Origin of the sequence: Agromyces sp. NPDC052230 (assembly GCF_040679595.1) — a bacterium.
In the GTDB taxonomy this organism is placed as follows: Bacteria; Actinomycetota; Actinomycetes; order Actinomycetales; family Microbacteriaceae; genus Agromyces.
Genome location: NZ_JBFAVC010000001.1, coordinates 1,019,505 through 1,043,985, shown reverse-complemented (window position 1 = coordinate 1,043,985; position 24,481 = coordinate 1,019,505). Strand labels below are relative to the sequence as shown.

Annotated in this window: 21 protein-coding genes and 2 tRNA genes; 10 read left to right on the top strand and 13 right to left on the bottom strand. The window is 69.9% G+C overall.

Annotated elements, in window-relative coordinates; genetic code table 11:
• Positions 1–97: 97 nt before the first annotated feature.
• Complete coding sequence (locus tag AB0K73_RS05200) at positions 98–520, bottom strand: hypothetical protein (RefSeq protein ID WP_360510159.1); 423 nt, start codon at positions 518–520, stop codon at positions 98–100.
• A 147-nt stretch (positions 521–667) separates the two neighbouring features.
• Between AB0K73_RS05200 and AB0K73_RS05195 the strand changes: the two genes are divergently transcribed.
• From AB0K73_RS05195 to AB0K73_RS05180, 4 genes are all read left to right on the top strand, one after another.
• A complete protein-coding gene (locus tag AB0K73_RS05195) occupies positions 668–1,552 on the top strand; it encodes a 2-dehydropantoate 2-reductase (RefSeq protein WP_360510161.1) in 885 nt (294 codons plus the stop codon).
• An 81-nt stretch (positions 1,553–1,633) separates the two neighbouring features.
• A complete protein-coding gene (locus AB0K73_RS05190) occupies positions 1,634–1,900 on the top strand; it encodes a hypothetical protein (protein WP_360510163.1) in 267 nt (88 codons plus the stop codon).
• A gap of 32 nt (positions 1,901–1,932) precedes the next feature.
• Positions 1,933–2,910 carry a diacylglycerol kinase family protein gene (locus AB0K73_RS05185; protein WP_360510165.1) on the top strand — a complete coding sequence of 326 codons (978 nt, stop codon included), beginning with the start codon at positions 1,933–1,935 and terminating at the stop codon, positions 2,908–2,910.
• Positions 2,911–3,054: 144 nt separating this feature from the next.
• Positions 3,055–3,429 (top strand): hypothetical protein, encoded by a 375-nt coding sequence (locus AB0K73_RS05180; protein ID WP_360510167.1) that lies wholly within the window; start codon positions 3,055–3,057, stop codon positions 3,427–3,429.
• A 29-nt stretch (positions 3,430–3,458) separates the two neighbouring features.
• Here the strand turns inward: AB0K73_RS05180 and AB0K73_RS05175 are convergent.
• The 6 genes from AB0K73_RS05175 to serS form a co-directional block, all read right to left on the bottom strand.
• Positions 3,459–3,547 (bottom strand) — tRNA-Ser (locus tag AB0K73_RS05175).
• Between the two features lie 88 nt (positions 3,548–3,635).
• Entirely contained in the window at positions 3,636–4,910 is a 1,275-nt protein-coding gene (locus AB0K73_RS05170) for an LCP family protein (RefSeq protein WP_360510169.1), read from the bottom strand.
• Positions 4,911–4,945: 35 nt separating this feature from the next.
• A tRNA-Ser gene (locus tag AB0K73_RS05165) sits at positions 4,946–5,030 on the bottom strand.
• Between the two features lie 118 nt (positions 5,031–5,148).
• Entirely contained in the window at positions 5,149–6,414 is a 1,266-nt protein-coding gene (locus tag AB0K73_RS05160) for an LCP family protein (RefSeq protein WP_360510171.1), read from the bottom strand.
• Between the two features lie 60 nt (positions 6,415–6,474).
• A complete protein-coding gene (locus AB0K73_RS05155) occupies positions 6,475–7,293 on the bottom strand; it encodes an HAD-IIB family hydrolase (RefSeq protein WP_360510173.1) in 819 nt (272 codons plus the stop codon).
• Between the two features lie 8 nt (positions 7,294–7,301).
• Complete coding sequence (gene serS, locus AB0K73_RS05150; RefSeq protein ID WP_360510175.1) at positions 7,302–8,570, bottom strand: serine--tRNA ligase; 1,269 nt, start codon at positions 8,568–8,570, stop codon at positions 7,302–7,304.
• A gap of 84 nt (positions 8,571–8,654) precedes the next feature.
• Between serS and AB0K73_RS05145 the strand changes: the two genes are divergently transcribed.
• The gene (locus AB0K73_RS05145; RefSeq protein WP_360510177.1) at positions 8,655–9,665 is read left to right on the top strand and encodes a diacylglycerol kinase family protein; all 1,011 of its coding nucleotides are present in this window, start codon (positions 8,655–8,657) and stop codon (positions 9,663–9,665) included.
• A gap of 25 nt (positions 9,666–9,690) precedes the next feature.
• Here the strand turns inward: AB0K73_RS05145 and pheA are convergent, their stop codons facing one another.
• Entirely contained in the window at positions 9,691–10,644 is a 954-nt protein-coding gene (gene pheA, locus AB0K73_RS05140) for a prephenate dehydratase (RefSeq protein ID WP_360510179.1), read from the bottom strand.
• Positions 10,645–10,785: 141 nt separating this feature from the next.
• Between pheA and AB0K73_RS05135 the strand changes: the two genes are divergently transcribed.
• From AB0K73_RS05135 to AB0K73_RS05125, 3 genes are all read left to right on the top strand, one after another.
• Positions 10,786–12,081 (top strand): DUF445 domain-containing protein, encoded by a 1,296-nt coding sequence (locus tag AB0K73_RS05135; RefSeq protein WP_360510181.1) that lies wholly within the window; start codon positions 10,786–10,788, stop codon positions 12,079–12,081.
• A gap of 265 nt (positions 12,082–12,346) precedes the next feature.
• A complete protein-coding gene (gene pgm / locus AB0K73_RS05130) occupies positions 12,347–13,978 on the top strand; it encodes a phosphoglucomutase (alpha-D-glucose-1,6-bisphosphate-dependent) (RefSeq protein WP_360510183.1) in 1,632 nt (543 codons plus the stop codon).
• Positions 13,975–14,715 carry a hypothetical protein gene (locus tag AB0K73_RS05125; RefSeq protein ID WP_360510185.1) on the top strand — a complete coding sequence of 247 codons (741 nt, stop codon included), beginning with the start codon at positions 13,975–13,977 and terminating at the stop codon, positions 14,713–14,715. The genes pgm and AB0K73_RS05125 overlap by 4 nt, the downstream gene beginning before the upstream one ends.
• On the opposite strand, the gene AB0K73_RS05120 is transcribed toward AB0K73_RS05125, so the two are convergent.
• The 5 genes from AB0K73_RS05120 to AB0K73_RS05100 all read right to left on the bottom strand — a co-directional run bounded on the left by AB0K73_RS05120 (position 14,610) and on the right by AB0K73_RS05100 (position 21,841).
• A complete protein-coding gene (locus AB0K73_RS05120; RefSeq protein ID WP_360510187.1) occupies positions 14,610–15,959 on the bottom strand; it encodes a glycosyltransferase in 1,350 nt (449 codons plus the stop codon). The genes AB0K73_RS05125 and AB0K73_RS05120 overlap by 106 nt on opposite strands.
• The gene (locus AB0K73_RS05115) at positions 15,956–18,112 is read right to left on the bottom strand and encodes a glycosyltransferase (protein ID WP_360510189.1); all 2,157 of its coding nucleotides are present in this window, start codon (positions 18,110–18,112) and stop codon (positions 15,956–15,958) included. Before AB0K73_RS05115 ends, AB0K73_RS05120 begins: the two co-directional genes overlap by 4 nt.
• A 125-nt stretch (positions 18,113–18,237) precedes the next feature.
• On the bottom strand, positions 18,238–19,371 hold the full coding sequence (locus tag AB0K73_RS05110) for an amidase domain-containing protein (RefSeq protein ID WP_360510191.1): 1,134 nt from the start codon (positions 19,369–19,371) through the stop codon (positions 18,238–18,240).
• A 273-nt stretch (positions 19,372–19,644) separates the two neighbouring features.
• Positions 19,645–21,030, bottom strand: coding sequence for an MFS transporter (locus tag AB0K73_RS05105; RefSeq protein ID WP_360510193.1), 1,386 nt, complete (start codon positions 21,028–21,030; stop codon positions 19,645–19,647).
• 4 nt (positions 21,031–21,034) lie between these two features.
• A complete protein-coding gene (locus tag AB0K73_RS05100) occupies positions 21,035–21,841 on the bottom strand; it encodes a M15 family metallopeptidase (RefSeq protein WP_360510195.1) in 807 nt (268 codons plus the stop codon).
• Positions 21,842–22,084: 243 nt separating this feature from the next.
• Here AB0K73_RS05100 and AB0K73_RS05095 point away from each other — a divergent pair, with 243 nt between their 5' ends.
• Both AB0K73_RS05095 and AB0K73_RS05090 read left to right on the top strand, forming a co-directional pair.
• Positions 22,085–23,353, top strand: a complete 1,269-nt coding sequence (locus tag AB0K73_RS05095; protein WP_360510197.1) for an ABC transporter substrate-binding protein — start codon at positions 22,085–22,087, stop codon at positions 23,351–23,353.
• Between the two features lie 82 nt (positions 23,354–23,435).
• Complete coding sequence (locus tag AB0K73_RS05090; RefSeq protein WP_360510199.1) at positions 23,436–24,413, top strand: sugar ABC transporter permease; 978 nt, start codon at positions 23,436–23,438, stop codon at positions 24,411–24,413.
• Positions 24,414–24,481 lie beyond the last annotated feature (68 nt).

Sequence of the window (24,481 nt, the reverse complement as noted above, 5' to 3'; positions counted from 1 at the left end):
GGGGGGGCGCCCACCTTCGCGCCCCCCCGTTTTTCCTTGCCGCCGCCGGGCCCCACCCCTCGCTCCCCCCCCGCGCCGCACTGTGGTTACTCAGCCGTCAGGCGTCGGACTTGCACTCGTCGGCGACCCCGGCCGCAGCCTCCTGGATCGCCGTCTGGTGCTCGGCGACGGCCTCGGCGTCGACCTCGGCCTCGGGGTCGGACGGCAGCGTCTCGGCGAAGTCGGCGGCCTCGTCGATCTTCTCGCCGAGCCCTTCGACCGCACCGGCGACGTCGTCGTCGGCTCCCTCGGCGAGCTCGCCGGCGCGCTCGCTGTAGCCTTCGAGCGCCGACTGGACCTCGCTCGGGTCACCGCCGGCGGAGAGGACGTTCTGCGCGCCGTTCGAGATGTCGCGCACCTCGGCGCGCACGGTCTCGCATGAGTCGGCCGCGGCCTCGCCGCCTGTGCCGCCGGCGGCACAGCCCGACAGCAACAGGACTCCTGCGAGGGTGATCGCGGCGGAGAGCTTCATTCGTTGCATTTGCATATACTCCCTGATCTGGTGTTTTCTCAGCCTAGCGATGACCCACTGACATCCGCCCATCGGATCCTGCCACTCTCGCGAAACGACCGCCGTCTCGGGCCCGATGCTCGACTCGAGCTGATCGCCGGTGGGTACGATGCATGGATGCCCGCCGCCGCGACCACCACCTCCCCCAACATCGCCATCGTCGGCCCGGGCGCCGTCGGCGGCCTGATCGCCGCCCTGCTCAACCGCGACGGCGCCGACGTGGTCGTCGTCGCCCGCGAGGCATCCGCTCGGCTCATCGCATCTCACGGGCTCACGGTCGAGAGCGCCCAGTACGGCACCTGGACCTCGGATGTCCCGGCGGTGCCGGAGATCCCCGAGGGCGCGCCCGTCATCCTCACGACGAAGGCCTACGCGGTCCTCGACGTTGCCCCGACGCTCGCGGCAGCCCATCCGGTGGTGACCCTCTCCCTCCTGAACGGCGTGGACCACGTCGCGGAGCTGCGGCGGGCGGCACCCGGCCTGTCGGTCGTCGGTGGGGCCATCGCGGTGGAGGCGGCCCGCCGCTCCCCGACCGTGATCGAGCACCGCAGCCCGTTCGCACGCATCACCGTGCCCGATGCCGTCGCGGCCTCGCCGCTCGTCCGCGCCCTCGCCCACGCCGGCATCGAGGTGGGAGCGGGCGGCAGTGAAGCCGAGGTGCTGTGGCGCAAGCTGCGCTTCCTCGCCCCGTTCGCCCTGTTGACCACACGGACCCAGACCGGCATCGGCGAGGCGCTCGCAGCGGACGTGTCCCTCGCCGCGTCATTGCTCGAGGAAGTCGCCGCGGTTACGACCGCCGAGGGGCTGCCGGCGACCGGCGACGCACTGCGCGGCATCCTCGAGGGTATGCCGCCCTCCATGAGGTCGTCACTGCAGGCGGATGTCGCGGCCGGCGGCCCGAACGAGCTCGACGCCATCGCCGGCGCCGTCGAGCGCGCCGCCGCGGCGCGCGACATCCCGACGCCCACACTCACGTCGCTCATCGCCGAACTCGCCTCCTGATCGTCGGAGACCCGGCAACGCACGCGAGCGGCCGCCCGTCAAGGGGCTGCGAGCGCCGGGAGTCGAACCTAGGCTCGGCACATGAGCACCGAAGACGAGACGGCAGCGCCCCGCAATCCGGAGTCCAAGCCGGGCGACCCGGCGCCGCTCACCGACACCGAGCAGACCCGCAAAGACGTGAGCTACAGCCCGGGCAGCGAGGCGGAGACGGCCGCGAAGCAGACCGACCCGGTGCCCGAGGGGATCGACGACGACATCGACTCGTCGCGCATCCGAGCCGTTCCCGGCACCGGGGGGCCCGACGACGCCGGCGACATCGACATGTCGCCGGAGGAGGTGGAACGCTGAGCGGGTCGGCCACCGCGAAGCGTCGCGCCGCGGTGATCTACAACCCGGTCAAGGTCGAGGTCGAGGAGTTGCGCGCCGCGGTCGCCGCCGAGCCCGGAACAGCGGGCTGGGCGGAGACACGATGGTTCGAGACGACCGAGGAGGATCCCGGTACCGGGCAGGCGCACCGGGCCCTCGAGGAAGGCGCCGACCTCATCATCGCCGCGGGTGGTGACGGCACCGTGCGCGCCGTCGCCCAGGTGGTCGCCGGCTCCTCCGCGTCGCTCGCCCTGCTCCCGTCAGGCACCGGCAACCTGCTCGCACGGAACCTCGACCTCACCCTCGACGACCTCGGCAACTCGATCCGGGTCGCCTTCACGGGCGTGGACCGGCAGATCGACCTCGCGTGGACCGACATCCGCCGCGAGGACGGCAAGGTCGAACGTCAGGCCTTCCTCGTCATGGCCGGACTCGGCCTGGACGCCAAGATGCTCTCCCACACGGACGAGGACCTGAAGGCGAAGGTCGGCTGGCTCGCGTACGTCGATGCCATCCGCAAGGCGCTGCGGGACAAGAATCGGCTGCGCATGCGTTATCGCCTCGATCGGCACGGCACGCGGACGGTCTCGGCGCACACGCTCATCATCGGCAACTGCGGCTCGTTGCCGGCCAACATCCTGTTGCTGCCCACGGCGGCGATCGACGACGGCCGCTTCGAAGCCGTGTTCCTTCGCCCCGAGAGCGCGTGGGGCTGGCTGCAGATCTTCGTCAAGGTGATCTGGGAGAACGGCGTGCTGCGTCGCACCAAGCTCGGCCGCAAGCTCGTGAGCCCCGATGTCGACGCACTCCGCTACATCAAGGGTCAGCGCATGGACGTGGTGCTGAGCCGTCCCGAGGAACTCGAACTCGACGGCGACGGCTTCGGGCGCACGCAGGCGTTCCGCACCTGGATCGAGGCCGGCGGCCTGACCGTTCGGGTGCCGGCCGAGTCGGATGAGGCTGCGGAGGCGGAGGCGCCGTCAGCGGAGTAAGAGTCCGCCAGCGGATGCCGCCCGCCCTCGTCCTCCGACGTCGACAGGTTCGGCGACTCCTCGCGTTGGATGTCACAAACGCGTCGCGTCGGTTGTCGTATCTGTAGGTCCGGTGGTCAGCCCGCCGGAGCGGAGGGGATGACCATGCGGTTATTGCGCCCATTGCACCACCGAGCGGTGCACGAGTTCCGCGCCGCGGCAGAACGCGGTGACGCCGAGCGACTGGCCTCACTCCTGGACCCGGCGGTTGCCGTGGTCGTCGAGCGGGGTGATCGGGATCATCCTGTGATCAGGGTCGTGAGAGGTGCCTACGAGGCGGTCGCGCTGCTCATGCACGGGATGGCGGCCAAGCCCGGCCTCGTCATCGAGGAGCGGGCGGTGAACGCCCAGGCCGGCCTGATGCTGAACCGCGGCGATGAGACCATCGCGGCGATGACCGTCGACTTCACCGGACGGCTCATCAGCGTCGTCTGGATCCGCTTGCGCCCCGAGAAGCTGCGCCACGGGAACGCGGTCTGACGGACCTGACCTCACCGCGACTTCGAGAGCGGAGACGGCGGGATTTGAACCCGCGGTCCCCTTACGGGGACTCCACCTTAGCAGGGTGGTGCACTCGACCGGACTATGCGACGTCTCCTCGTGCGACGCTGGCGCGCACACGCGAGAGCCATCATAACCCGCAGACCCGGCGGATGACGATTCCGATCGAACGCGAGCGGATGCCGCTACTGGTCGTCGAGCGTTCGACCCGCCGAGCAGCGCACATCGGCCGCCGTCTGGCCGGTGACGTCGCTCGGGAGGGCTTCGACCGTGGGCGAGGGAGCCGCGGGATCGACAGGGACCTCCTCGGCCGGCGACTCCGCGGGCGGCGGCGCGTTCGGGTCCGCGGCGGAGGCGAAGGACGTCTCCTGGGCGGCCGGGTCGAAGATGACCGGTGTGTCGTTCTGGAGCGCAAGGTTCACGATCTCGGCGGAATCACTGGGAATCAGGGCGCCCCCACCGTCGACCGCAGCCGTCGGATACTGCAGGAACGCGATCTTGGCGAGATCGGTGTCCTTCACCGCCTTGGCGATGGAGATCATGCGGGTCGGATCCATCAGGCTGTCGGACAACTGCATATTCGACAGCGCCGCCTTGGCGATCGAGTAGAGCTTCCCCGGGTCCGTCAGCGTCCCCTCCGCCTGCAGTTCGCGTGCGAGCGCCGACATGAAGACCTGCTGGTTGGAGATGCGACCGAGGTCGCTGCCGTCGCCGACGCCGTACCTCGTGCGAAGGAACTGCAGCGCCTGCATGCCCTTGAGCTCGTGCGTGCCTGCCTCGAGGAACAGATCGGTGTGGGTGTCCTCGATGGGCTCGGCGACGCAGACGCTGACGCCACCGACGGCCTCGGAGATCGCCGCCGCTCCCATGAACTGCACGATTCCGGCGAAGAGGATGGGTATGCCGGTCAGCTCCCCGACGGTCTTCACGACGCAGGGCATGCCCCCGTACTCCAGTACCGAGTTGATCTTCACGTCGTACTGCTCCCAGAGCTCGTCGCCCGACTCGGGGTCGGTGCATCCCTCGGGCACATCGACGAGCATGTCGCGCGGGAAGCTCACGACGGACGCGTGGCTGTGGTCCTCCGAGATGTGGAGGAGCAGATTGACGTCGTTGAGCACGCCCTTCTCTTCCTCGGGGTCGCCGAAGCCGTCGCCCTGGCCCTCACGGCTGTCGCTGCCGATGATGAGCAGGTTCAGACCGCCCTCGATCGCGCCGACGTCGGGCACGCCCTCGAGGGCGTGCTCATTGCCGAGGGTCACGGTGGGTTTCGCGGTGGTCGCCAGATCGAGCGCGGCGTAGGCAGCGACCGCTGAACCCGAGACGAGCGCCACGGCCACGACCGATCCCACGATCTTCACGAGCGTCTGCCATGCGCTGTGGCGCTTGAGACGACCGTGGCGGGCGACCGAGGGGACCTTCGCAGAGCGACGTGAGCGGTGGCGCAGCTCCTGGTTCAACCGGGTTCCTCTCGGTCGTCGTCTCTTCGTGTGCGCGGAGGGCGTGGGATTCGAACCCACGAGGCATTGCTGCCCACTGGTTTTCAAGACCAGCTCCATCGGCCGCTCGGACAGCCCTCCGTGCCGGCACGGCGCAGCCCAGTCGGGGCGACATCGTGCGGCAGGCCCCGATTCTAGCCGAAGCGCGTATCGAGGAGAGCCTCACAGCACATCCTGTGAGGGTGCTGAGGCAGGTGACTCAGTCGTTGACGGTCGAGCAGCGCACTTCGGCGGCCGTCTGACCGGTCACATCACCGGGCAGCGCCTCGGCCGATGGGGGGCTCGCCGCGGGGTCGCCGGTCGACGGCGCCGGCGACGCCTCCGACGGCTGCACCGGGGGTGCGTTGGGATCGGGGATGGTGCCGAAATCGGAGCCGGTCGTGGCGTTGGGATCGATTGCCACCGGCCGGTCGGCTTGGAGGGCGGCGTTGAGCACGACCGCTGATTCCGATGGAACGACGGCTGCGAATCCGTCGGTGTACGTGGTCGGGTACTGGACGAACGCGATCTGCGAGAGGTCGACGTCTTGCAAGGTCCTGGCGATCGCCATCAGCTGGGCCGGGTCCTGGAGCGCTGTCGACAGGGTCATGTTCGAGAGCACCGCCTTGGCGATCGAGTACAGCTTCACCGGGTTGCTGAGCGTGCCCGAACTCTGCATCTCGCGCATCAGCGACGCAAGGAACGTCTGTTGGTTCGAGATGCGGCCGAGGTCGCTGCCGTCGCCGACTCCGTGGCGCACGCGCAGGAACTGCAGCGCTTCCATGCCCTCGAGGGAATGCACACCCGGTGCGAGATGCAGCCCGGTGTATTCATCGTCGATGGGCTCGGCAACGCAGACCTCCACGCCACCGACTGCGGAGGACAGAGCGGCCACACCGTAGAACTCCACGATTCCACCGACCGGAATCTGCACGCCCGTGAGCTGTTGGACGGTCGACGCAACACAGTTGAGCCCACCCCAGGCGAGTACCTCGTTGATCCGCGTCTCCTCGATCGCGGGCAGCGGGTCGCCGGCCGGGTCCTCAGGGTTCGGGCACTCGGGCACCGACACGATGAGATCGCGCGGGAAGCTCACGACCTCCACATGTGTGTGGTCCTGCGAGATGTGCAACAGCATCGTGACGTCGTTCAGCACCGCCGAGTCGATCTCAGGGTCACCGAACGCGCCGTCTTCGGTTCGCTTGTCGCTTCCCACGAGCACGAAGTTGAGTCCGCCCTCCATGGCGCCGATATCGGGGACGCCCTCGAGCATCTTCTCGCTCTCGAGCTCGACCGGAGGTTTCACAGAGGCCAACAGGTCGATGCCGGCATATGCGGCGACGGCCGAGGCACTCACCGCCAAGACACCCAGGACGGATGCCGCGAACTTTCCGTACGTGATCCAGGTGCCGTGCCGAGGCATCCGCGCGTGGCGCGCCGGAAGGGCAGGCTCGAGCGCCGATTCGCGCATGCTCGATGCAGACACGGTGCCCCCTTCCGTCGCGCCGATCCTATCCGGCGCACCTGAACGGGTACCGTATGCCGGTCAGGGCAACGAGTCGAGCACCGCGGCGAGCCCCGCGTGTTCGATATCGCCGGTGACCTCGGCGGCGGCCTCGCGCACCTCGTCGGGTGCCTGTCCCATGGCGACGGCACGGCCGGCCGCACCGGCCCACGTGAACATCTCGATGTCGTTGCGGCCGTCGCCGACGGCGATGACGCGGTCGATCGGCACGTCGAGCCAGCCGCGCACGCGCTCGAGCGCCGTCGCCTTGCTGACACCATCGGGTGCGATGTCGAGCCACGCCGTCCAGCCGATGGAGTAGCTCACCTGGTGCAGGCCCATGTCATCGACGAGGCGCAGGAACTCCTCGAGTTCGTGGTCGGGCGAGATCACGACGACACGAGTGGCCCTCCGGTCGAGCAGTTCATCGAACGTGACCTGCTGCGCGTTCTCGAGGTTCCAGTCGCTCATGCCCTCGGTGTAGAACCGGAACCCGTCGGGCACCTCGACCATGAACCGCCCGCTCGGCAGGTGCGTGCGGATGCGCTCGAGCACGGCAGTGGGGTCGAAGGTCTCGACGTGCGCCTGCGTGTACCCCTCGGGCGCCGCGTCGTCACGGCGCATGGTGATGGCGCCGTTCGCGGAGACGACGTACTCGGGCCGGAGACGGAGGCGCTCGAGCACGGGCGCGGTCGTCGCCCACGATCGGCCGGTCGCCAGCGTCACCTCGTGTCCGCGGGCGACGGCGGAGGTGACGGCGTCGGAGACACGTTCGTCGATCGTCTCGTCCTCGTGCATGATCGTGCCGTCGACGTCGAGCGCGACGAGCCACGGCTCGACCGCGGGGAGGGCCTGCGGCATCCGCTCGCTCACCGTGCGACGGGCTCCAGCACCTCGAGCCCGCCGAGGTAGCCTCGGAGCGCCTCGGGCACCACCACCGAGCCGTCGGCCTGCTGATGCGTCTCGAGGATCGCGACGATCCAGCGGGTGGTCGCCAACGTGCCGTTCAAGGTCGCGACGGGCGTGGTCCTGCCGCTCTCGGTGCGGTGACGGATGTCGAGGCGACGCGCCTGGAACGTCGTGCAGTTCGACGTCGACGTGAGCTCTCGGTACGCCCCTTGCGTCGGGACCCAGGCCTCGATGTCGTACTTGCGCGCGGCGCTCGACCCCAGGTCTCCCGCGGCGACATCGATGACGCGGTAGGCCAGGCCGAGGCTTCGCAGCATGTCCTCCTGCCACGCGAGCAGGCGCTCGTGCTCGGCCTCGGCGTCGTCGGGCTCGATGAACGTGAACATCTCGAGCTTGTTGAACTGATGCACGCGGATGATGCCCCGCGTGTCCTTGCCGCCGCTGCCGGCCTCGCGGCGGTAGCACGTCGACCATCCCGCGTAGCGGAGCGGCCCGTTCGAGAGGTCGAGGATCTCGTCGGCATGGTATCCGGCGAGCGCGACCTCGCTCGTGCCGGTAAGGTAGAGGTCGTCACCGGGCAGGTAGTAGATCTCGTCGGAGTGTGCGCCGAGGAATCCGGTGCCCTGCATGATCTCGGGACGCACGAGCGTGGGGGTGATGAGCGGCGTGAACCCCGCCGCGAGTGCGCGGTCGAGGCCCATGGTCATGAGCGCGAGCTCGAGTCGCGCGCCGACGCCTTTCAGGTAGTGGAAGCGTGCGCCCGAGACCTTGGCGCCTCGCTGCATGTCGATGGCGTCGAGCAGCTCGCCGATCTCGAGGTGATCACGGGGCTCGAACTCGAACGCCGGGATGTCGCCGACCTCCTTGAGCACGACGTAGTCGTCTTCGCCGCCACCGGGCACGCCGTCGATGACGACGTTGCCGAGTTGCTGCACCGCCTCGGTGAAGGCGACCTCGGCGTCGTTCGCGGTCTGGTTCGCGGCCTTGACTCGGGCGGCGAGCTCCTGCGCCTGCTCGACGAGCGCCGCCTTCGCCTCCTTCGGGGCCTGGGCGACCTGCTTGCCGAACGCGTTCTGCTCAGCGCGAAGCGACTCGAACTCGCTGATCGCCGTGCGGCGGGCGGTATCGGCCACGACGGCCGCGTCGACGAGCTCTGGGGACTCCCCCCGCAGCTCCTGCGAACGCTTGATCAGCTCGGGATTCTCGCGGAGGAGCACTGGGTCGATCACCCGAGCAAGTCTAGCCGCGGCATCCGCCTCCGCCGCGTGCCGCGTGCGGGCGATCTCACGGGCGCATGGAATACCGTTGGCATCGTGGCGGCTCGCGCGAACGATCAGGTGACGGATGCCGCGACCGGGCGTCCGAGGGCCGCGGTCATCTACAACCCCACGAAGAGCGGGTTGCGCGAGCTGCGCGACGCAGTGGGCCGCGCGGAGCGCCTGCAGGAGTTCGCCGCTTCGCTCTGGCTCGAGACCACGGCGGAGGACCCCGGCAGGGGCATGGCGCTGGAAGCACTCGCCTCCGGGGTCGACCTCATGATCGGCGTCGGCGGCGACGGCACGGTGCGGTCGATCGCCGGGGCCCTTCGCGACACGGGCGTGCCCCTCGGGCTCGTGCCGCTCGGCACGGGCAACCTGTTCGCCCGCAATCTCGGCATCCCGGTGAACGACCCCTTCGATGCGGTCATGCTCGCCTTCTCGGGGCTCGATCGCGCCGTCGACGTGCTGGTGGCCGACCTCACGCGCCCCGACGGGACGGCCGAGTCGCATGTCTCGCTCGTCATGAGCGGCATCGGCATCGATGCCACGATGATCGCCAACACCAATCCCGAGCTGAAGAAGCGGGTCGGCTGGCTCGCCTATGTCGACGCAGGTCTCCGCGCGATCCCCGCGTCGAAGCCCTTCCGCGTCGTGCACCGCATGGACGGCGGGCGGCCGCACCGGTCGCGGGTGTCGAGCATGCTCATCGCGAACCTCGGCTACCTGCCCGGCAACCTCGAGCTGATCCCCGACGCCGAACTCGACGACGGGCACCTCGACGTCGTTCGGCTCCAGCCCAGGAACGCCTGGGGCTGGCTGTTCATCTGGCGCAAGGTGGCGTGGGAGAACCGGGTGCTCGCGAAGTCGGCGATCGGCCGGCAGCTCATCGACCTCACGGGAGGCAGCCGTCGGCGCGAGATCGTCTACTCGCGCGGCAGGTCGGTGGATGTCTCGATCGAGGGCGACGCCCAGGAGGTCGAGATCGACGGAGAGGAGTTCGGCGTGGTGACGGCGGCGCGGTTCTCGGTCGACCCGGCGGCACTCATCGTGCGCGTCGAGCGGTAACGCTCTCGAGCGGATGCCGCCCGACTCAGTCGGGCTCGCCGCTCAGCAGGCCGCGCAGCCAGTCGCGTGCCTCGATGAAGATCTCGTCGTCGTACTTCGAGTGGTACGACACCTCACGCCGGTCGGCCCGCGGATAGGAGCCGAGGAAGATCACGTTCGGGCTCGTGCGGCGCAGGCCGAGCAGCGCGTCGGCGACGCGCTCGTCGGCGATGTGCCCGTCGAGGTCGACCACGAAACGGTAGCGGCCGAGGGCGTCGCCGATGGGGCGCGACTCGATGAGCGAGAGGTTCACGCCACGCGTCGAGAACTGCTCGAGCATGTTGAGCAGCGATCCGGGCTCATCGTCGGGGAGCTCCACGATGAGGCTCGTCTTGTCGGCGCCGGTCGGTTCGGGAAGCAGGCGCGAGCGGGAGACGAGCACGAATCGGGTCACGGCGTTGGGATTGTCGCCGATGTCGCGGGCGAGCACCTCGAGGTCGAGGTGCTCGGTGATGCCGGGCGGTGCGACCGCGGCATCCGCCTGACTGCCGTCGAAGAGGGACGCCGCGGCCTGCACGTTGCTCGTGGCCGGGATGTGCCCGTGCTCGGGGAGCTCGCGCTCGAGCCATCCGCGCGACTGGGCGTAGGCGACGGGGTGCGCGTTCACCACGCGGACGTCGGACAACCGCGTGCCCGGCCGGGCGACGAGCACGAAGTTCACGGGAACGAGGTACTCGCCCAGGATCCGCAGGCCGGGCACCGTGGCGAGCGCGTCCTGCGTGGCCGAGACGCCGCCCTCGACGGAGTTCTCGATGGCGATCATGGCCGCGACCGAACGGCCGCTCGTGACATCCGCCAATGCCTCGCCGACGTTGTTCACCGAGCGCCAGTGCTTGCCCGCTGCCTCGGGCACCTGCTTGAGTGCGGCCTCGGTGAAGGTGCCGGCCGGACCCAGGTAGGAGTAGGTCTCCGCAGGGGGCGTGGGAGCGGCATCCGTCATGCAGGCCAGCCTAGCCACCGCGCCGGCGGCGAGCCGTCCCCGCCCCTCTCAGGAGTTATTCGACCGAACCTGCCAGCCTGCGGCGTGTACTCCTGAGAAACTGCGTTAACTCGCAGGACTTCCTGAGAAGGGCGGGTGGACATGGACACCCCAGTGACGGCGATGCCGGGCGCCGAGCACAAGGCGCTGCCGACCGACGCCGAGCGGCTGGCCGCACTGCTGCGCATGAAGCGCGTCGCGCTCGGGCTGTTGGTGGCAGCGGCGGTCGTGTTCGCGGTTTCATTCGCCCTGCAGGAGGAGATCCCGTGGCTCGCGTACGTGCGTGCCGCATCCGAAGGCGCGATGGTCGGCGCGATCGCCGACTGGTTCGCGGTGACCGCGTTGTTCCGGCATCCGCTCGGCATCCCGATCCCGCACACCGCAATCATCCCGCGGCGCAAGAACGAGATCGGTGCGACCCTCGGCGCCTTCGTCGAGAACGAGTTCCTCTCCGACGAGGTCGTGCTCGGCAAGCTCCGATCGATGCGGATCGGCCGGCGGCTCGGCGAATGGCTGACGACTCCCCCGCACGCCGACCGGCTCACGGCCGAGACCGCGGTGGCCGGCCGCAGCATCCTGGCGTTGCTCGGCGATGACGACGTCGAGGACGTCATCGACAAGCTCGCGCGCCGCCACCTCTTCGAGCCCGAGTGGTCGCCGGCGATCGGGCGCATCGGCACTCGGCTCGTCGCTGCCGGACAGCATCGCGCGGCGATCGAGGTGGTGTTCGAGAAGGCCGAGGCATGGCTCGAGGCGCACCCCGAGTCCTTCGGCAACATGGTCTCCGCCCGCCTGCCGAGGTGGGTGCCCGGCTTCGTCGGTGGCATCGTCGACGATCGCGCGTACCGCGAGGTGCTCGCGTTCGTCCGGGCCGTGCGCGAGGATCCGGGGCATCCGCTGCGCGACGCCATCGACGAATGGCTCACCGATCTCACCGACGACCTGCAGAACGACCCCGAGATGATCGCGCGCGTCGAGCAGCTGAAGGCCGATCTGCTCGAGAGCCCCCGCGTGCGCGAGTTCGCCGGCGAGGCGTGGGCGAGCATCAAGGCGACCCTCGAGACCGCGCTCGCCGATCCCGAGAGCGAGCTGCGCCAGGGCCTGCGTCAGGCGGTCATCGAGGTCGGCACGCGACTCACGATCGACGAGGAGCTCGCTGCCAAGGTCGATGAGTGGGTGACGGATGCCGCGGAGTACCTCGTGCGCAGCTACCGGCACGAGATCGCCGGGGTGATCACCGAGACCGTCGAGCGCTGGGATCCGCGCGAGACCACCGAGAAGCTCGAGCTGCAGGTGGGGCGCGACCTGCAGTTCATCCGCATCAACGGCACCGTCGTGGGTGCGCTGGCCGGTCTCCTGATCTACACGATCGCGACCGGAGTGCGCGCGCTCCTCTGATCACTGTTCGGAATTCAGGAACGCGGTTGTGCAGCATTCAGGAGCGCAGATTTCAGTATTCAGGAAGGCGGCGGGAGTCAGCGCCGTCTCCCCTTCCGATCTTCCTCGTGACCACGTGGCATGGGTCGAGCGGTCCTGAATTCTGGACTGGGTCTCCTCGGTCTGAGCGCCCCGTTTTCCTGAATTGTGAACACGGGGTTCCACGAATCGCGCGCACCTTCCTGAATTGTGGAAGCGTGGGCGCGGGCGGGGCAGACTGGAGCACATGCACGAGCGAGCGGGAACCCCGGCGACCGAGTCCGACCTCATCGACGTGGAGGCCCTCGTCAGGGCCTATTACGAGCGGAAACCGGATGCGTCGGTGCCCGAGCAGCGGGTCGTGTTCGGCACCTCGGGGCACCGCGGTTCGTCGTTCACGACGAGCTTCAACGAGGACCACATCCTCGCCGTCACCCAGGCCGTCGTCGACTACCGCACTGAGCAGGGCATCACGGGGCCGCTCTTCATCGGCGCCGACACGCACGGCATCAGCGCGCCGGCACTCACCACCGCGCTCGAGGTGCTCGTCGGCAACGGCGTGCGCGCGCTCGCCGACGAGTTCGACGACTACGTGCCGACGCCGGCCCTGAGCCACGCCATCCTGACGTGGAACAACGACCCGGCCAAGCGCGCCGAGGGCGAGGCCGACGGCATCATCATCACGCCGAGCCACAACCCGCCGCAGGACGGCGGCATCAAGTACAACCCCCCGCACGGCGGACCGGCCGATTCGGATGCCACGAGCTGGATCGCGAACCGGGCGAACGACCTCATCGCCGGCGGCCTCCGAGAGGTCAACCAAGCCGAGCCGAGCGGTGTCGAGACGTACGACTTCCGCGGTGAGTACGTTGCCGACCTCGAGCACATCATCGACTTCGAGGCGATCCGCCGGTCGAAGATCCGCATCGGTGCCGACCCGCTGGGTGGGGCATCCGTGCACTACTGGGACGCGATCCGCGACCGCTACGACCTCGACCTCACCGTCGTGAACGAGCTCGTCGACCCGACCTGGTCGTTCATGACGCTCGACTGGGACGGGAAGATCCGCATGGACCCCTCGAGTCGCCACGCCATGGCCTCGGTGCTCACCCGCGCCGGCGACTACGACATCCTCACGGGGAACGACGCCGACGCCGACCGCCACGGCATCGTGACGCCCGACGGCGGACTCATGAACCCCAACCACTATCTGGCGGTGGCGATCGAGTACCTGTTCGCGCATCGTCCCGACTGGCGGGCGGATGCCGCGATCGGCAAGACCCTGGTCTCGAGCTCGATGATCGACCGGGTCGCCGATCACCTCGGGCGGCGGCTCTGGGAGGTTCCGGTCGGATTCAAGTGGTTCGTGCCCGGACTCATCGACGGCTCGGTCGGGTTCGGCGGCGAGGAGAGCGCGGGGGCGTCGTTCCTGCGGTTCGACGGCAGCGTCTGGACGACGGACAAGGACGGCATCCTGCTGTGCCTGCTCGCCTCCGAGATCCGCGCGGTCACGGGCAGGTCGCCGTCGGAGCTCTACGGGGAACTCGTCGAGCGATTCGGCGACCCGGCCTACGAGCGAACGGATGCCGCGGCCACCCCCGCGCAGAAGGCGGCGCTCGGCAAGCTCACGGCTGACGAGATCGGGGCGACCGAGCTCGCGGGCGAGCCGATCACGGCGAAGCTCTCGCACGCGCCCGGCAACGACGCGGCCATCGGCGGCGTGAAGGTCGCGACCGCGGATGCGTGGTTCGCGGCCCGCCCGAGCGGCACCGAGGACGTCTACAAGATCTACGCCGAGTCGTTCAAGGGACCGGAGCACCTGGCGAAGGTGCAGGCCGAGGCGAAGGTCGTCGTGAACGAGGCACTGGGGGCGGGGTGAGTTCCGCAGACGCAGCGCATGGCAGCTCGGCCGGCCTCGTGGTGATCCCGTGGCGCCCCGCGCCGTCGCGGATGGACGCGTTCGAACGGGTCGTCTCCTGGTACGAACGGCACCTGCCCGAGTTCGCCGTGCAGACCCTCGACACCGACGACGAGGTGTTCGCGCTCGCCCGCACCCGCAACCTCGCGGTGTCCAGGCTCGCGGACCCCGACGACGTCATCGTGATCAACGATGCCGACACGCTGCCCGAGCCCGGGCCGCTCCGTGCCGCCGTCGTCGCGGCGCCCGAGAGCGGACGCGTGCAGCTTCCGTACACCGTCTACCACTGGCTCGGCCCCGAGGGCTCGGCGCAGTTCGCCGAGGGCATCGCCCCGCAGGACTGCACCCACGAGGTCGTCCATCGCGCCTGCTCGGGGGTGTACGTCACCACGCGGCGCACGTGGGAAGCGCACGGCGGGCAGGACGAACGGTTCCGCGGCTGGGGCTTCGAGGACGCCGCGTGGTATCTCGCCCACGAGACCCTGCTCGGAGCACTGCCACAGCGGCATGAAGGACGGGTGTACGCGCTCGATCACGCGGTCGAGACCCGGGCCGGCGAGCAGTACGAGCGGAATGCCGAACTCATGCAGCGCTATCGCGACGCCGCGGGCGACGCCGCGGCGATGGCCGAACTCGTCGCGGAGGGTCGGGCCCTGAGGGCGGCGAACGCCAGCTCCGGTCCCGGCGTCGCCGCCTGACGGGCCGCCATGGCATCCAGCCCGGCCCTCGTCTCGGCGTCGAGCCCGAGCACCTGCCCGATGGCGCTCGCGAGATCGTCGACGGATGCCGCATTCGGATCGAGCGCGACGCCGAAGCCGCTCCGCTCGACGGCGGCGGCACCCGCGAACTGGTCGGTCGAGAACGGCAGTACGACCAGCGGCACCCCCGACCCGAGCGCCTCGGTCACCGAGTTGTTGCCGCCGTGCGTCACGGCGGCGGCGGCGGCGCGGAGCAGTCGCACCTGCGGCAGATAGTCGCGCACCAGCCAGCCGGCGGGAAGCTCCCCGAGCTCCGCGGCATCCGTCGACCCCGTCGCGATCGCCGCACGCACGTCGAGCGCACGGAGCGCGTCGGCTGCTCGCCGGAGCACATCGCCGCGAACCGAGAGGAAGCTCCCGAAACTCATGTAGACGAACGGGCCGGATGCGGACAGCCAGTCCTCGACCTGCGCGTCGACGGGCTCGGCGCGTCGGGTCGAGCCGAGGAAGCGGTGCGGCGGCAGGAGGGCCCGGCGCCCCTCGTCGACGAGTTCCTCGGGGTAGTTGTAGAGCACGACGGGACCGTGCTCGGCGAACGCGTCGGTGCTCGACGGCATTTCTGGCCGGAGCTGTCGCGCGCCGCGGTTCCATTCCCCGGTGAAGCGCGCCGACACCCGCTCGCACAGTCGGAGCAGCTCCTCGAGCTCGTCGCCACGGGGATGGAACGCCTGGGGCCACGCCGGCGGGTATCCGTACACCTCGCTGCCGATGGGGAGTGCCGACGGATGCCCGAGCACGACGTCGCCGTACGGGATCCCCGCGGTGAGGAGACCCAGGCGTGCACTGAAGGCGAGGTGATCCACGATGATCTCGTCGGGCGAGACCTCGTCGACGATGCGCTGCGTCGATCGCGCGGCCTCGACGGGTCGCCACATCAGGTCGGTGAGCCGCTCCTCGGCCTGATACGTCAGCGTCGGCACGGCGCCCCGGCGGGTCGCCTCGAAGAACCCCAACAGGGAATCGCGCTCCTCGGCCTGCTGCTGCTCCACGGTGATGACCCCCGGGTTGGAGCCGCGGCCGAGTCGGAGGTCGCGGCGTTCGAAGCCGAAGCGCGCGACGAGGTCGGCCGTCGCCGGCCCACTGGCGACCACCACGCGCTCGCCCCGCTCTCGCCACGCCGTCGCGAGCGTCGCGAGGGGCAGCAGGTGCGAGGCGTAGTCGGGGCTGATGACGAGCAGGGTCATCGGACGACGTCGACCTGTTCGCGCAGGGCGGCCTCGTCGAGCGCGACCCCGCTGTACACCTCGCCGAGGGCGGCCGACATGCGCTGGATCGTGAAACGGTCGCGCACCATCGCCCGTGACCGATCGGCCCGGGCATCGTCGGGCACGGAGGCTGCGGCCGACACCGCCTCGACGAGTGCCTCATGCAATCGGGCGACATCCCAGGTCTCCGCGAGCAGTCCGGTCGCCCCGTGCTCGACGTACGTGGCCGGCCCGCCGCCGTCGGGGGCCACCACGAAGAGCCCGGTCGCCATCGCCTCGACCAGCGCGATCCCGAACTCCTCCTTGATGCTGGCGCACGCGTAGACGCCGCCCGGCGCGGTGAGACCAGGCAGCCCGAACCGCACCGCCGCGATCCAGCGCGCGGCGATGTCGTTGGCCCGATGTCCAGGCAGCAGCAGCCCCGCCCGTGTCCGCTCGGCCGCGGGGACGAGGGCCTCGATGAGGTCGAGTTGCTCGCGCTCGTCGAGAGACGGCCGGTCGACGTCGCCTCCGATCACGAGCAGGTTGGCGCGTCGGGCGAGCGGTTCGCGCGACCACGCGTCGACGAGGGCTGCCATGCCCTTCACGCGGTGCAGTCGTCCGACGCTCACGATCAGGGGAAGCCCACGACGATCGGGCGCGAGCGATTCGACCAGGCCGCGCAGCTCGCGCAGCGCCGGTCCGGGCTCGGCACCACGTGCGTGCGCCGAGGCCTCGGCGAGCGCCGCATCGATGGTGTCGAGGTCGACGCCCTCGGGGACGATCGTGTGACGCTCGGCATGCGAGGTGAGATCGATGCCGACGAGGCGCTGCATGTCCTCCTCGAGGCGCGGTCTCGGGAAGAACACCGTATGCGCGGAGTTCGCTGCGAGGTTCTGCACGAGACGCGTGCGGAACCAGAAGTGCTCGCCGACGTCGATCCGGCCGAACGACTCCCGAGTCAGGGCGCCCGACCGATCCAGCGATTCGATGACCGCGTGCGGGTCGGGGGCGACCGTGAAGACGACCGGGATCCCGAGCTCTCGCGCGACATCCGCCGCCGCCAGGCTGCCCACATCGGCCATCCGCAGGTGCAGCAGGTCGACACGCCCGGCCGCACGGAGAATTCGCCGGATGCCGCGGCGCGTCACCACCCGCAGCGGCCACGCTGCGGCCGACGGCATCGGATCGCGGAGGAGCGGAATGCGTCCGTAGGCGTGCCCGCGCTCGGAATCGCGGATCGCCTCGAGGTCGGCGGTGGCCTCGAGCACCGACCCGCGCGACAGGGTGATGACCCGATCCACCCCGGTCGCCCCGTCGCGCACGAGCGCGTCTCCCAGTCGCACGAGGAGCGTCGCGATGCCGCCGTTGTCACCCGACCCTGCGGAACTCAACAGCGGATCGATGTCGGCGTGCAGGAAGAGCTGGGCAATCGTGAGTCCCGAGGCCCGATCGAGCGCGGGCCGGCGCGGCCCGGCGAGATCGACGAGCGCAAGACGTGCGATGTCGCCGAGGAGATCGTGGCCGGCCGCCGCCTTTTCGAGCAGGTCGACGACGCGCTCGTCGGGCGGACGTTGTCCGATCGCCGAGATCGCGGCCATCCGAACCACGTCGGCTTCGGCGGCATCCGCAGCCAGGCGAAGCAGCGGTGCGGTCGCGAGTGAGTGCCGCACGAGTCCGAGGGTCTCGACGAGCCGCGCCCGCGCCTCGGGTGCGGCTACGCCGAGGAGCGCGCCTTCCACGCCGACGACGAGTTGCTCGGCCATCGCCCCGGACCAACGCTCGAGGGTGTGCTGCGCCAGCATGCCGGTGAATCCGCCATCCACCACCATGCCGAGGAGTGCGCCCATCGCGTCGGCGCGCGGAAGGCCGGAGCCGAGGGCCCAGGCCGCGTGTTCACGGAGGAAGTCGCGCTCATCGGACAGCAGGTCGGCGAGCATCCGCCCGGCTTCGCGGTCGAACACCTCGGCGAGGGCGTGGGTCGCGGCGATCGCGGCGATCTCGTCGTCGCCGCGGAGCGCCTGGCCGAGCACCCGGAGCGTACGGACCCCTGAGTCGCGACCGGCCTCGAAGGCCAGGTCGTCGGCGAGACGCATGGCGTCGACGATGGATGGCGCAGCCGAGACGGCATCGAGTGCGGTCTGTACTCCCACGTGGTCCCCCCCGTCGGTCTCACGGCTCCCCCGCCGCAACAGTCCGAGTGGTGTGGATGATACGTGGGAAGCTTGGAAGTTCCCCCACGTCGTGGTGCGACCGCCCCGTCAACATCTGGGCGGGGTCAGCGGATCGAGAAGTACGTGACCGCACCGCCGCCCGTGGCGAGCGCCGTGTCGACGTCCCAGTAATCGGCGTCCTTGGTGTGCCCGCCGACCCAGACCTTGGTGCCCGTCACGGTGTGCTCGACGCGGGTCACGACCGCGGTGTGGTCGCGGTCGCCCGACGCGTCCCAGTCGAACTGGGCGATGTCGCCGACCTTCACGAGGTCGCGCTGCGCATCGCCGAGCTCGCTGGCGCGGTCGGTGCGCGTGTACAGGTAATCACGCAGGGCCGTGGAGCTCGACCAGCTGGGCGACATCGCGCCGGTTCCGAGATCGAGGTACCAGCCCGCGTCCATCGCCCAGCCCCGCGCGAGGAGCGACTGGCTCGCGAAGTTCGCGCAGTCGTACCCGGTGATGACGGGATACACGGCCGAGTTGTAGCTGCTCCAGTAGGTGAGCACGTACGCCACCTGGGCGTCGATGCCGGGGTCGCTCGTGTAGGTGAGCGTCAGCGTGCGGGGTTCCGTGGGGATCTCGGGCTCCGACGCGCCGGTGAGTGCGCCGTCGAGCGGCTGCACCACGGAGGTGCCGGCAGCGACCACGGTGGCCGGGGCTTCGGCCTCGACGGGCTGGCCCGCGGCATCCGCGAACTGCACCTCGGCGGCCGTGCCGAGCGCCGCGTCGGCAACGGCCGGCACCGCGAAGGTCAGCTGCCCGGCGTCGGCCGCGACGATCGTCGCGGGCGTGCCGCCGACCACGACCGACGCCACCTCATCGAGCTGCTCACCCGTGACCGTGACCTGCGTGCCGCCCGTGAAGGGCGCTGCGGCGACCGACAGGTCGCTCGTCACGACGGGTGCGCCATCGACCTCGCTGGCGTCGATGGTGTCGGCCGCGGCCGCACTCGAGGTACTGGGAGCTGCGGATGCCGGGGCGGCGGCGGTCGTCGTCGTTCCCACCGCACGGCGGTGGTCCTCGGCGGATGCCGCGACGGCGCCGAACGCGCCGAGACCGACCATCATGGCGGCAGAGCCGAGGGCCACGCTTCGGCGCACACCGGGCCGACGGTTGCGCACCCGCTCGGCACGGTGGCGCGGATGCCGTGGCTGCGCCGACGAGGGCGGCTGGGAGTGCTCGCCCACCGCATCGGCCACGATGGCAGCGGCGGCCTCGTCCAACGGGGCGGACTCAGCCGCGGAGGTCGGCGAGGACTCTTCGGATCGGCGTCGGGGGATGAGGAACGTGGAGCGTCGGCGCAGGGGAAGGTCAGGGAATTCGGGGGTTTCAGGCACAGTGAGGGGATTCCGTGTCGGCAGAAAGGGGGACAGGGAAGCTCATCACGCCAGTTTGTGAGGTTCCCTCGCGGTGGCTGGGAGGACCGTGAGAGCGCGTTCACGCCCAGGCCGGGCGCCGATACGCGCGCAAGGTCAGGCAGGCGCCCGACGGCCGGCCATGGTGAGCCGCAGCCCGGCGACGACGAGCGGCACGAGCACGATGATCGCCACGACGTTGACGCCGGGGAATCCGCCGATTCCGAGCACGAGCCCCGAGAGCGCAGCGGATGCCGCGGCGGCCACGTTCATCGCGGCATCCGTCGCTCCCTGCAGCGGCACCCGAAGGCGCTCGTCGACCGTGGTCGTGAGGAGCGTGGACCCTCCGATGAGCCCGGCCGACCAGCCCAGCCCGAGCAGCCCGAGCGCGAGCGGCAGGAGCAGCACGTCGTCACCGGGCGCGAGGATGCCGATGGTCGTGGCGGTCAGGAGGATCACGACGCCGATGCCGATGACGCGCGTCGAGCCGATGCGATCGACGAGCCAGCCCATGATCGGGCTCGCTCCGTACATGCCGAGGATGTGGATGCTGATGACGATGCCGACGAAGGTCAGCGAACCTCCGTGCTGGGTCATGTGGATGGGCGTCATGACCATCACGCCGACCATGACGGTGTGCGAGCACACGATGGCGAGGATCGCAAGGAGTGCGGTCGGGTTCCGCACGGCCGTGCGGAGCGCCTGCCACGCGCCGACGCGGGCAGCGGGGGCGGCCGCGGGCCGAGGCGCGGTGCCCGCCGCGGGTGCGGCGCCGTCGGCCGGAGGCGCGTCGGGAGCGGCCTGCGCGACGGCGCCGTCGACACTCACCGCATTCTCGGGCTCGATCGCCTCGACGGGCTCGTCGGTGGCGAGGTGCCCGGCCGGCGGCATCCGGAGCAGCGTGCCGACCAGCACGGTCGACAGCGCGAACGCCGTGCCCGAGAACAGGAATGACCCCACGAGTTGCGGCAGTCCGAGCAGTGCTCCGACGCCCTCGCCGAGGTCCGCGAGGAGCGGACCGGTGACCGAGCCGAGCGTCGTCGCCCACAGCACGAGCGACATGGCCCGTGCCTCGAAGCCGGGCGCGGCGACCTCGGTGGCTGCGAACCGCGCCTGCAGGCCCGATGCCGCACCGGCGCCGAACGCCGCGAGCCCGAGGAACACGAGCGGCACCCACCCGGTCGTCGCGGCGACCACGATGAGCACCGCGCCCGCGAGCGCGCACGCGTACCCGGTCGCGAGGGCCACGTGGCGTCCGGCCCAAACGGCCAGGCGCGCCAGCGGCACGGCGACGATCGCCGCGCCGAGCACGCTCGCGGACTGCGCGAGTCCGCCGAGGGCCTCCACGTCGGTGAGGTCCGCCACGAGGAGGGCGGCGACCGTGATTCCGGATGCCACGCCGACACCGGCGAGCAGCTGGTTGACGATGAGCACCGCGAGCGAGACGCCGCGCCGGGGAACCCGTTCGGTTCTCGCCCCCTGCTGTACCCTCTGCTCGGTCATCGCATCACTCGTAGTCGGGTGCTGGAGGAAGGCCGAAGAACTGCTCGAGCGTGGTCACACCGGTCTCACGCATCTCGGCGGCGAGTTCGGTGCCGACGTACCGGAAGTGCCACGGTTCGAACGAGTACCCGGTGACCGGGGTCTGGTCTGCGGGGTAGCGGAGGATGAACCCGAATCGCCAGGCGTTGTCACGCAGCCAGATGCCCTCGGGCGTGTCGCCGAAGCACTCCTCGAGCGAGCACTCCCCCGACAGCGGACCGATGTCGATGGTGAGGCCCGTCTGGTGCTCGCTGAACCCGGGGCGCGCGGTCGTGAGGTCGTCGCCGTCGTAGACGTTCTCCTGTGCCGAGTACGACCGGTAGGCGCTGTTGGAGGCGAGCTCGAGGTCGGCCTCGTCGAGCGCGGCCTGGAACATCGCGACCACCGCGTCGGACGCCTCCTGCCGCAGCAGCGGCTCGTTCGTGTACTCCACCGGCACTTCGACGAGGTCCTCGGGCTCGTAGTCCTGGGGATCGAGCGGACGCAGCTTGTTGACGACGACCCAGATGCTCGCCGGATCGTCGATCGAGCGGGCGTTGCGATCGAAGGTGTCGATCGTGACCGGCGGCGGACTCGGGGCGGATGGCTCGGGGCGCACGGTCGGCGTCTCCGTGGCCGCGTCGGCGGCGCGGTCTTCGGGTGAGGCGCCCGCGACCATGCCGACCACCACCGCGCTGACGGCGACGAGCACGAGGCTCAACGAGATCGCGATCGCGAGGCGGCGGTTCTGCCTCACGCGATCGGAGGGATCTCGACGCTCGCTCGCGGACACCGTACGAGTGTACGCCGGACCATCCTGAGGGGCAGCAGGACGATACCAGCCCGAGCCCGGCGGGATGGTCGGGCTCGCGACAGCTGGCCAGGGCATCGCCACCGAGAATCCGTGAGAGCGCTCTCTTGACAGCGCCGATCATGCCCGGCTAGCATCGCCCTGCATCGTGAGAGCGCTCTCACCAACCGGATGGAGCGCGTCCTCACGTGACCATTCCGACACCACGCACACAAGGGAGTGACCGTGAAACTTTCACGACGCACCACGGCGATCGCGGCAGTAGCCGGCGCCGCATCCATCGCCCTCCTCGCCAGCGGCTGCGCGCCGTCGGCGGACGCCGACGCCGAGGACGGCGGCAAGATCGAACTGTCCATCGCCACGTTCAACGACTTCGGCTACTCCGACGAGCTCCTGCAGGAGTACATGGACGAGAACCCGAACATCACCATCGTGCACAACCGGGCCGCCACCTCGAACGACGCCCGCGCGAACTACTTCCAGAAGCTCGGCAAGGAGGGCCTCGCCGACATCGAGGCCGTCGAGGTCGACTGGTTCACCGAGGCCATGGAGTACTCCGACCTGCTCGCCGAGGTGCCCGACAGCGCCGAGGGCCGCTGGCTCGACTGGAAGGAGGCCGCCGCCACCGATGCCGATGGTCGCCTCGTCGGCTTCGGCACCGACATCGGCCCGCAGGGCGTCTGCTACCGCTCCGACCTGTTCGCGGCGGCGGGCCTCCCGACCGACCGCGCCGAGGTCGCCGCCCTGCTCGAGGGCGACTGGGACACCTTCTTCAGCGTCGCCGACCAGTACAAGGCGGCTACCGGCAAGCCCTTCATCGACTCGGCCAACTCCGTGCTCCAGGGCATCGTGAACCAGCTCGACACCGCGTACGAGGAGCCCGACGGCACCATCGTCGCCACCGAGAACGCCGACATCGAGGACGCCTACAACACGGTCGTCGAGCGTGCCGTGCCGATCTCGGCGTACGCCGGCCAGTGGAGCGACGACTGGTTCGCCTCGATGGCCAACGGCGAGTTCGCCGCCATGCTCTGCCCCGGCTGGATGCACGGCGTCATCTCGGGCAACGCCCCCGCGGTCACCGGCTGGGACATCGCCGACGTCTTCCCCGGCGGCGGAGGCAACTGGGGTGGCTCCTACCTGACGGTGCCCGCGAACGGCAAGCACGTCGACGAGGCGCTCAAGCTCGCCGACTGGCTGACCGCCCCCGAGCAGCAGGTCAAGGCGTTCGCCAACGCGGGCACCTTCCCGAGCCAGTCCGAGGCGTACGAGAACGAGGACCTCACCGGCTTCACGAACGAGTACTTCAACAACGCCCCCACCGGTGAGATCGGCATCGCCCGTGCCGAGGCCGTGACGGTTGCCACCTTCAAGGGGCCGAAGTTCTTCCAGTTCCACGACGCGCTCCAGAACGCGATCACCCGTGTCTTCGATGGCGTCGAGGACCAGAAGACCGCCTGGAACACCTGGGTCACCGAGGTCGGCGCCTTCTGATCCGATCGTGCGGGCCGCGCCCCCAGCGCGGCCCGCACGCTCACTCCGAGTCATCCGACCCGACGCGAACCCAGGAGCATCCGTGACCGCCACCGCGACGCGCCCGACGGCGCCACCGACGAGCCGCCCGCCGCAGGCGCCGCGCGTCATCTCGTTCAGCCAGCGCCTCAGCCGCTGGGACCTCAAGGTCTCCCCATACCTCTACATCTCGCCGTTCTTCATCATGTTCGCGATCGTCGGCCTGTTCCCGATCGCGTTCACCGCCGTGATCTCGTTCATGGACTGGGACCTCGTCCGCAACTCGGGGGAGTTCATCGGGTTCGACCAGTACCTCTGGATCCTCGGCCAGCCGCAGTTCTGGACGGCGCTTCGCAACACCTTCAGCATCTTCGTGCTCTCGAGCGTGCCGCAGCTGGTCGCCGCGGTGTTCATCGCCGCGATGCTCGACCGCAACATCCGCGCCAAGACCTTCTGGCGCATGGGCGTGCTCGTGCCGTTCGTCATGGCGCCCGTCGCCGTCGCGCTCATCTTCAGCAACATGTTCGGCGACAACCACGGCCTCGTGAACAACGTGATCACGAACCTCGGCATGGAGCCGATCCCATGGCACAAGGACCCGTTCTGGAGCCACATCGCGATCGCGACCATGGTGAACTTCCGTTGGACGGGGTACAACACGCTGATCCTGCTCGCCGCCATGCAGGCGATCCCCCGCGACTTCTACGAGGCCGCGACCGTCGATGGGGCCGGCCCCGTGCGCCAGTTCCTCAGCATCACGCTGCCGTCGCTGAAGCCGACGCTGATCTTCGTGATCATCACCTCGACCATCGGCGGCCTGCAGATCTTCGACGAGCCGCGCATGTACGACCAGTTCGGTCGCGGCGGCGCCGGGCAGCAGTGGCTCACCATCACCCTCTACCTCTACGACATCGGCTGGGGCCAGTGGAACTTCGGCCGCGCAGCCGCGCTCGCCTGGATCCTCTTCCTCATCATCCTGCTCATCGGACTCATCAACCTGCTCGTCACGAGGAAACTCGTGCGCGACGAAGGGCGGCGATAGCCATGACCGCACTCGACACTCCCCCGGCCACGACCTCCGCCACGGTGGCCGCAGCTGACGCGGCCGAG

Excerpts from the sequence above, each read along its gene's own strand:
- AB0K73_RS05200 (WP_360510159.1), bottom strand. The coding sequence starts at position 520 with ATGCAACGAATGAAGCTCTCCGCCGCGATCACCCTCGCAGGAGTCCTG.
- AB0K73_RS05195 (WP_360510161.1), top strand. The coding sequence starts at position 668 with ATGCCCGCCGCCGCGACCACCACCTCCCCCAACATCGCCATCGTCGGC.
- AB0K73_RS05190 (WP_360510163.1), top strand. The coding sequence starts at position 1,634 with ATGAGCACCGAAGACGAGACGGCAGCGCCCCGCAATCCGGAGTCCAAG.
- AB0K73_RS05180 (WP_360510167.1), top strand. The coding sequence starts at position 3,055 with ATGCGGTTATTGCGCCCATTGCACCACCGAGCGGTGCACGAGTTCCGC.
- AB0K73_RS05155 (WP_360510173.1), bottom strand. The coding sequence starts at position 7,293 with ATGCCGCAGGCCCTCCCCGCGGTCGAGCCGTGGCTCGTCGCGCTCGAC.
- pheA (WP_360510179.1), bottom strand. The coding sequence starts at position 10,644 with ATGACGGATGCCGCTCCCACGCCCCCTGCGGAGACCTACTCCTACCTG.
- AB0K73_RS05135 (WP_360510181.1), top strand. The coding sequence starts at position 10,786 with ATGGACACCCCAGTGACGGCGATGCCGGGCGCCGAGCACAAGGCGCTG.
- pgm (WP_360510183.1), top strand. The coding sequence starts at position 12,347 with ATGCACGAGCGAGCGGGAACCCCGGCGACCGAGTCCGACCTCATCGAC.
- AB0K73_RS05120 (WP_360510187.1), bottom strand. The coding sequence starts at position 15,959 with ATGACCCTGCTCGTCATCAGCCCCGACTACGCCTCGCACCTGCTGCCC.
- AB0K73_RS05105 (WP_360510193.1), bottom strand. The coding sequence starts at position 21,030 with ATGACCGAGCAGAGGGTACAGCAGGGGGCGAGAACCGAACGGGTTCCC.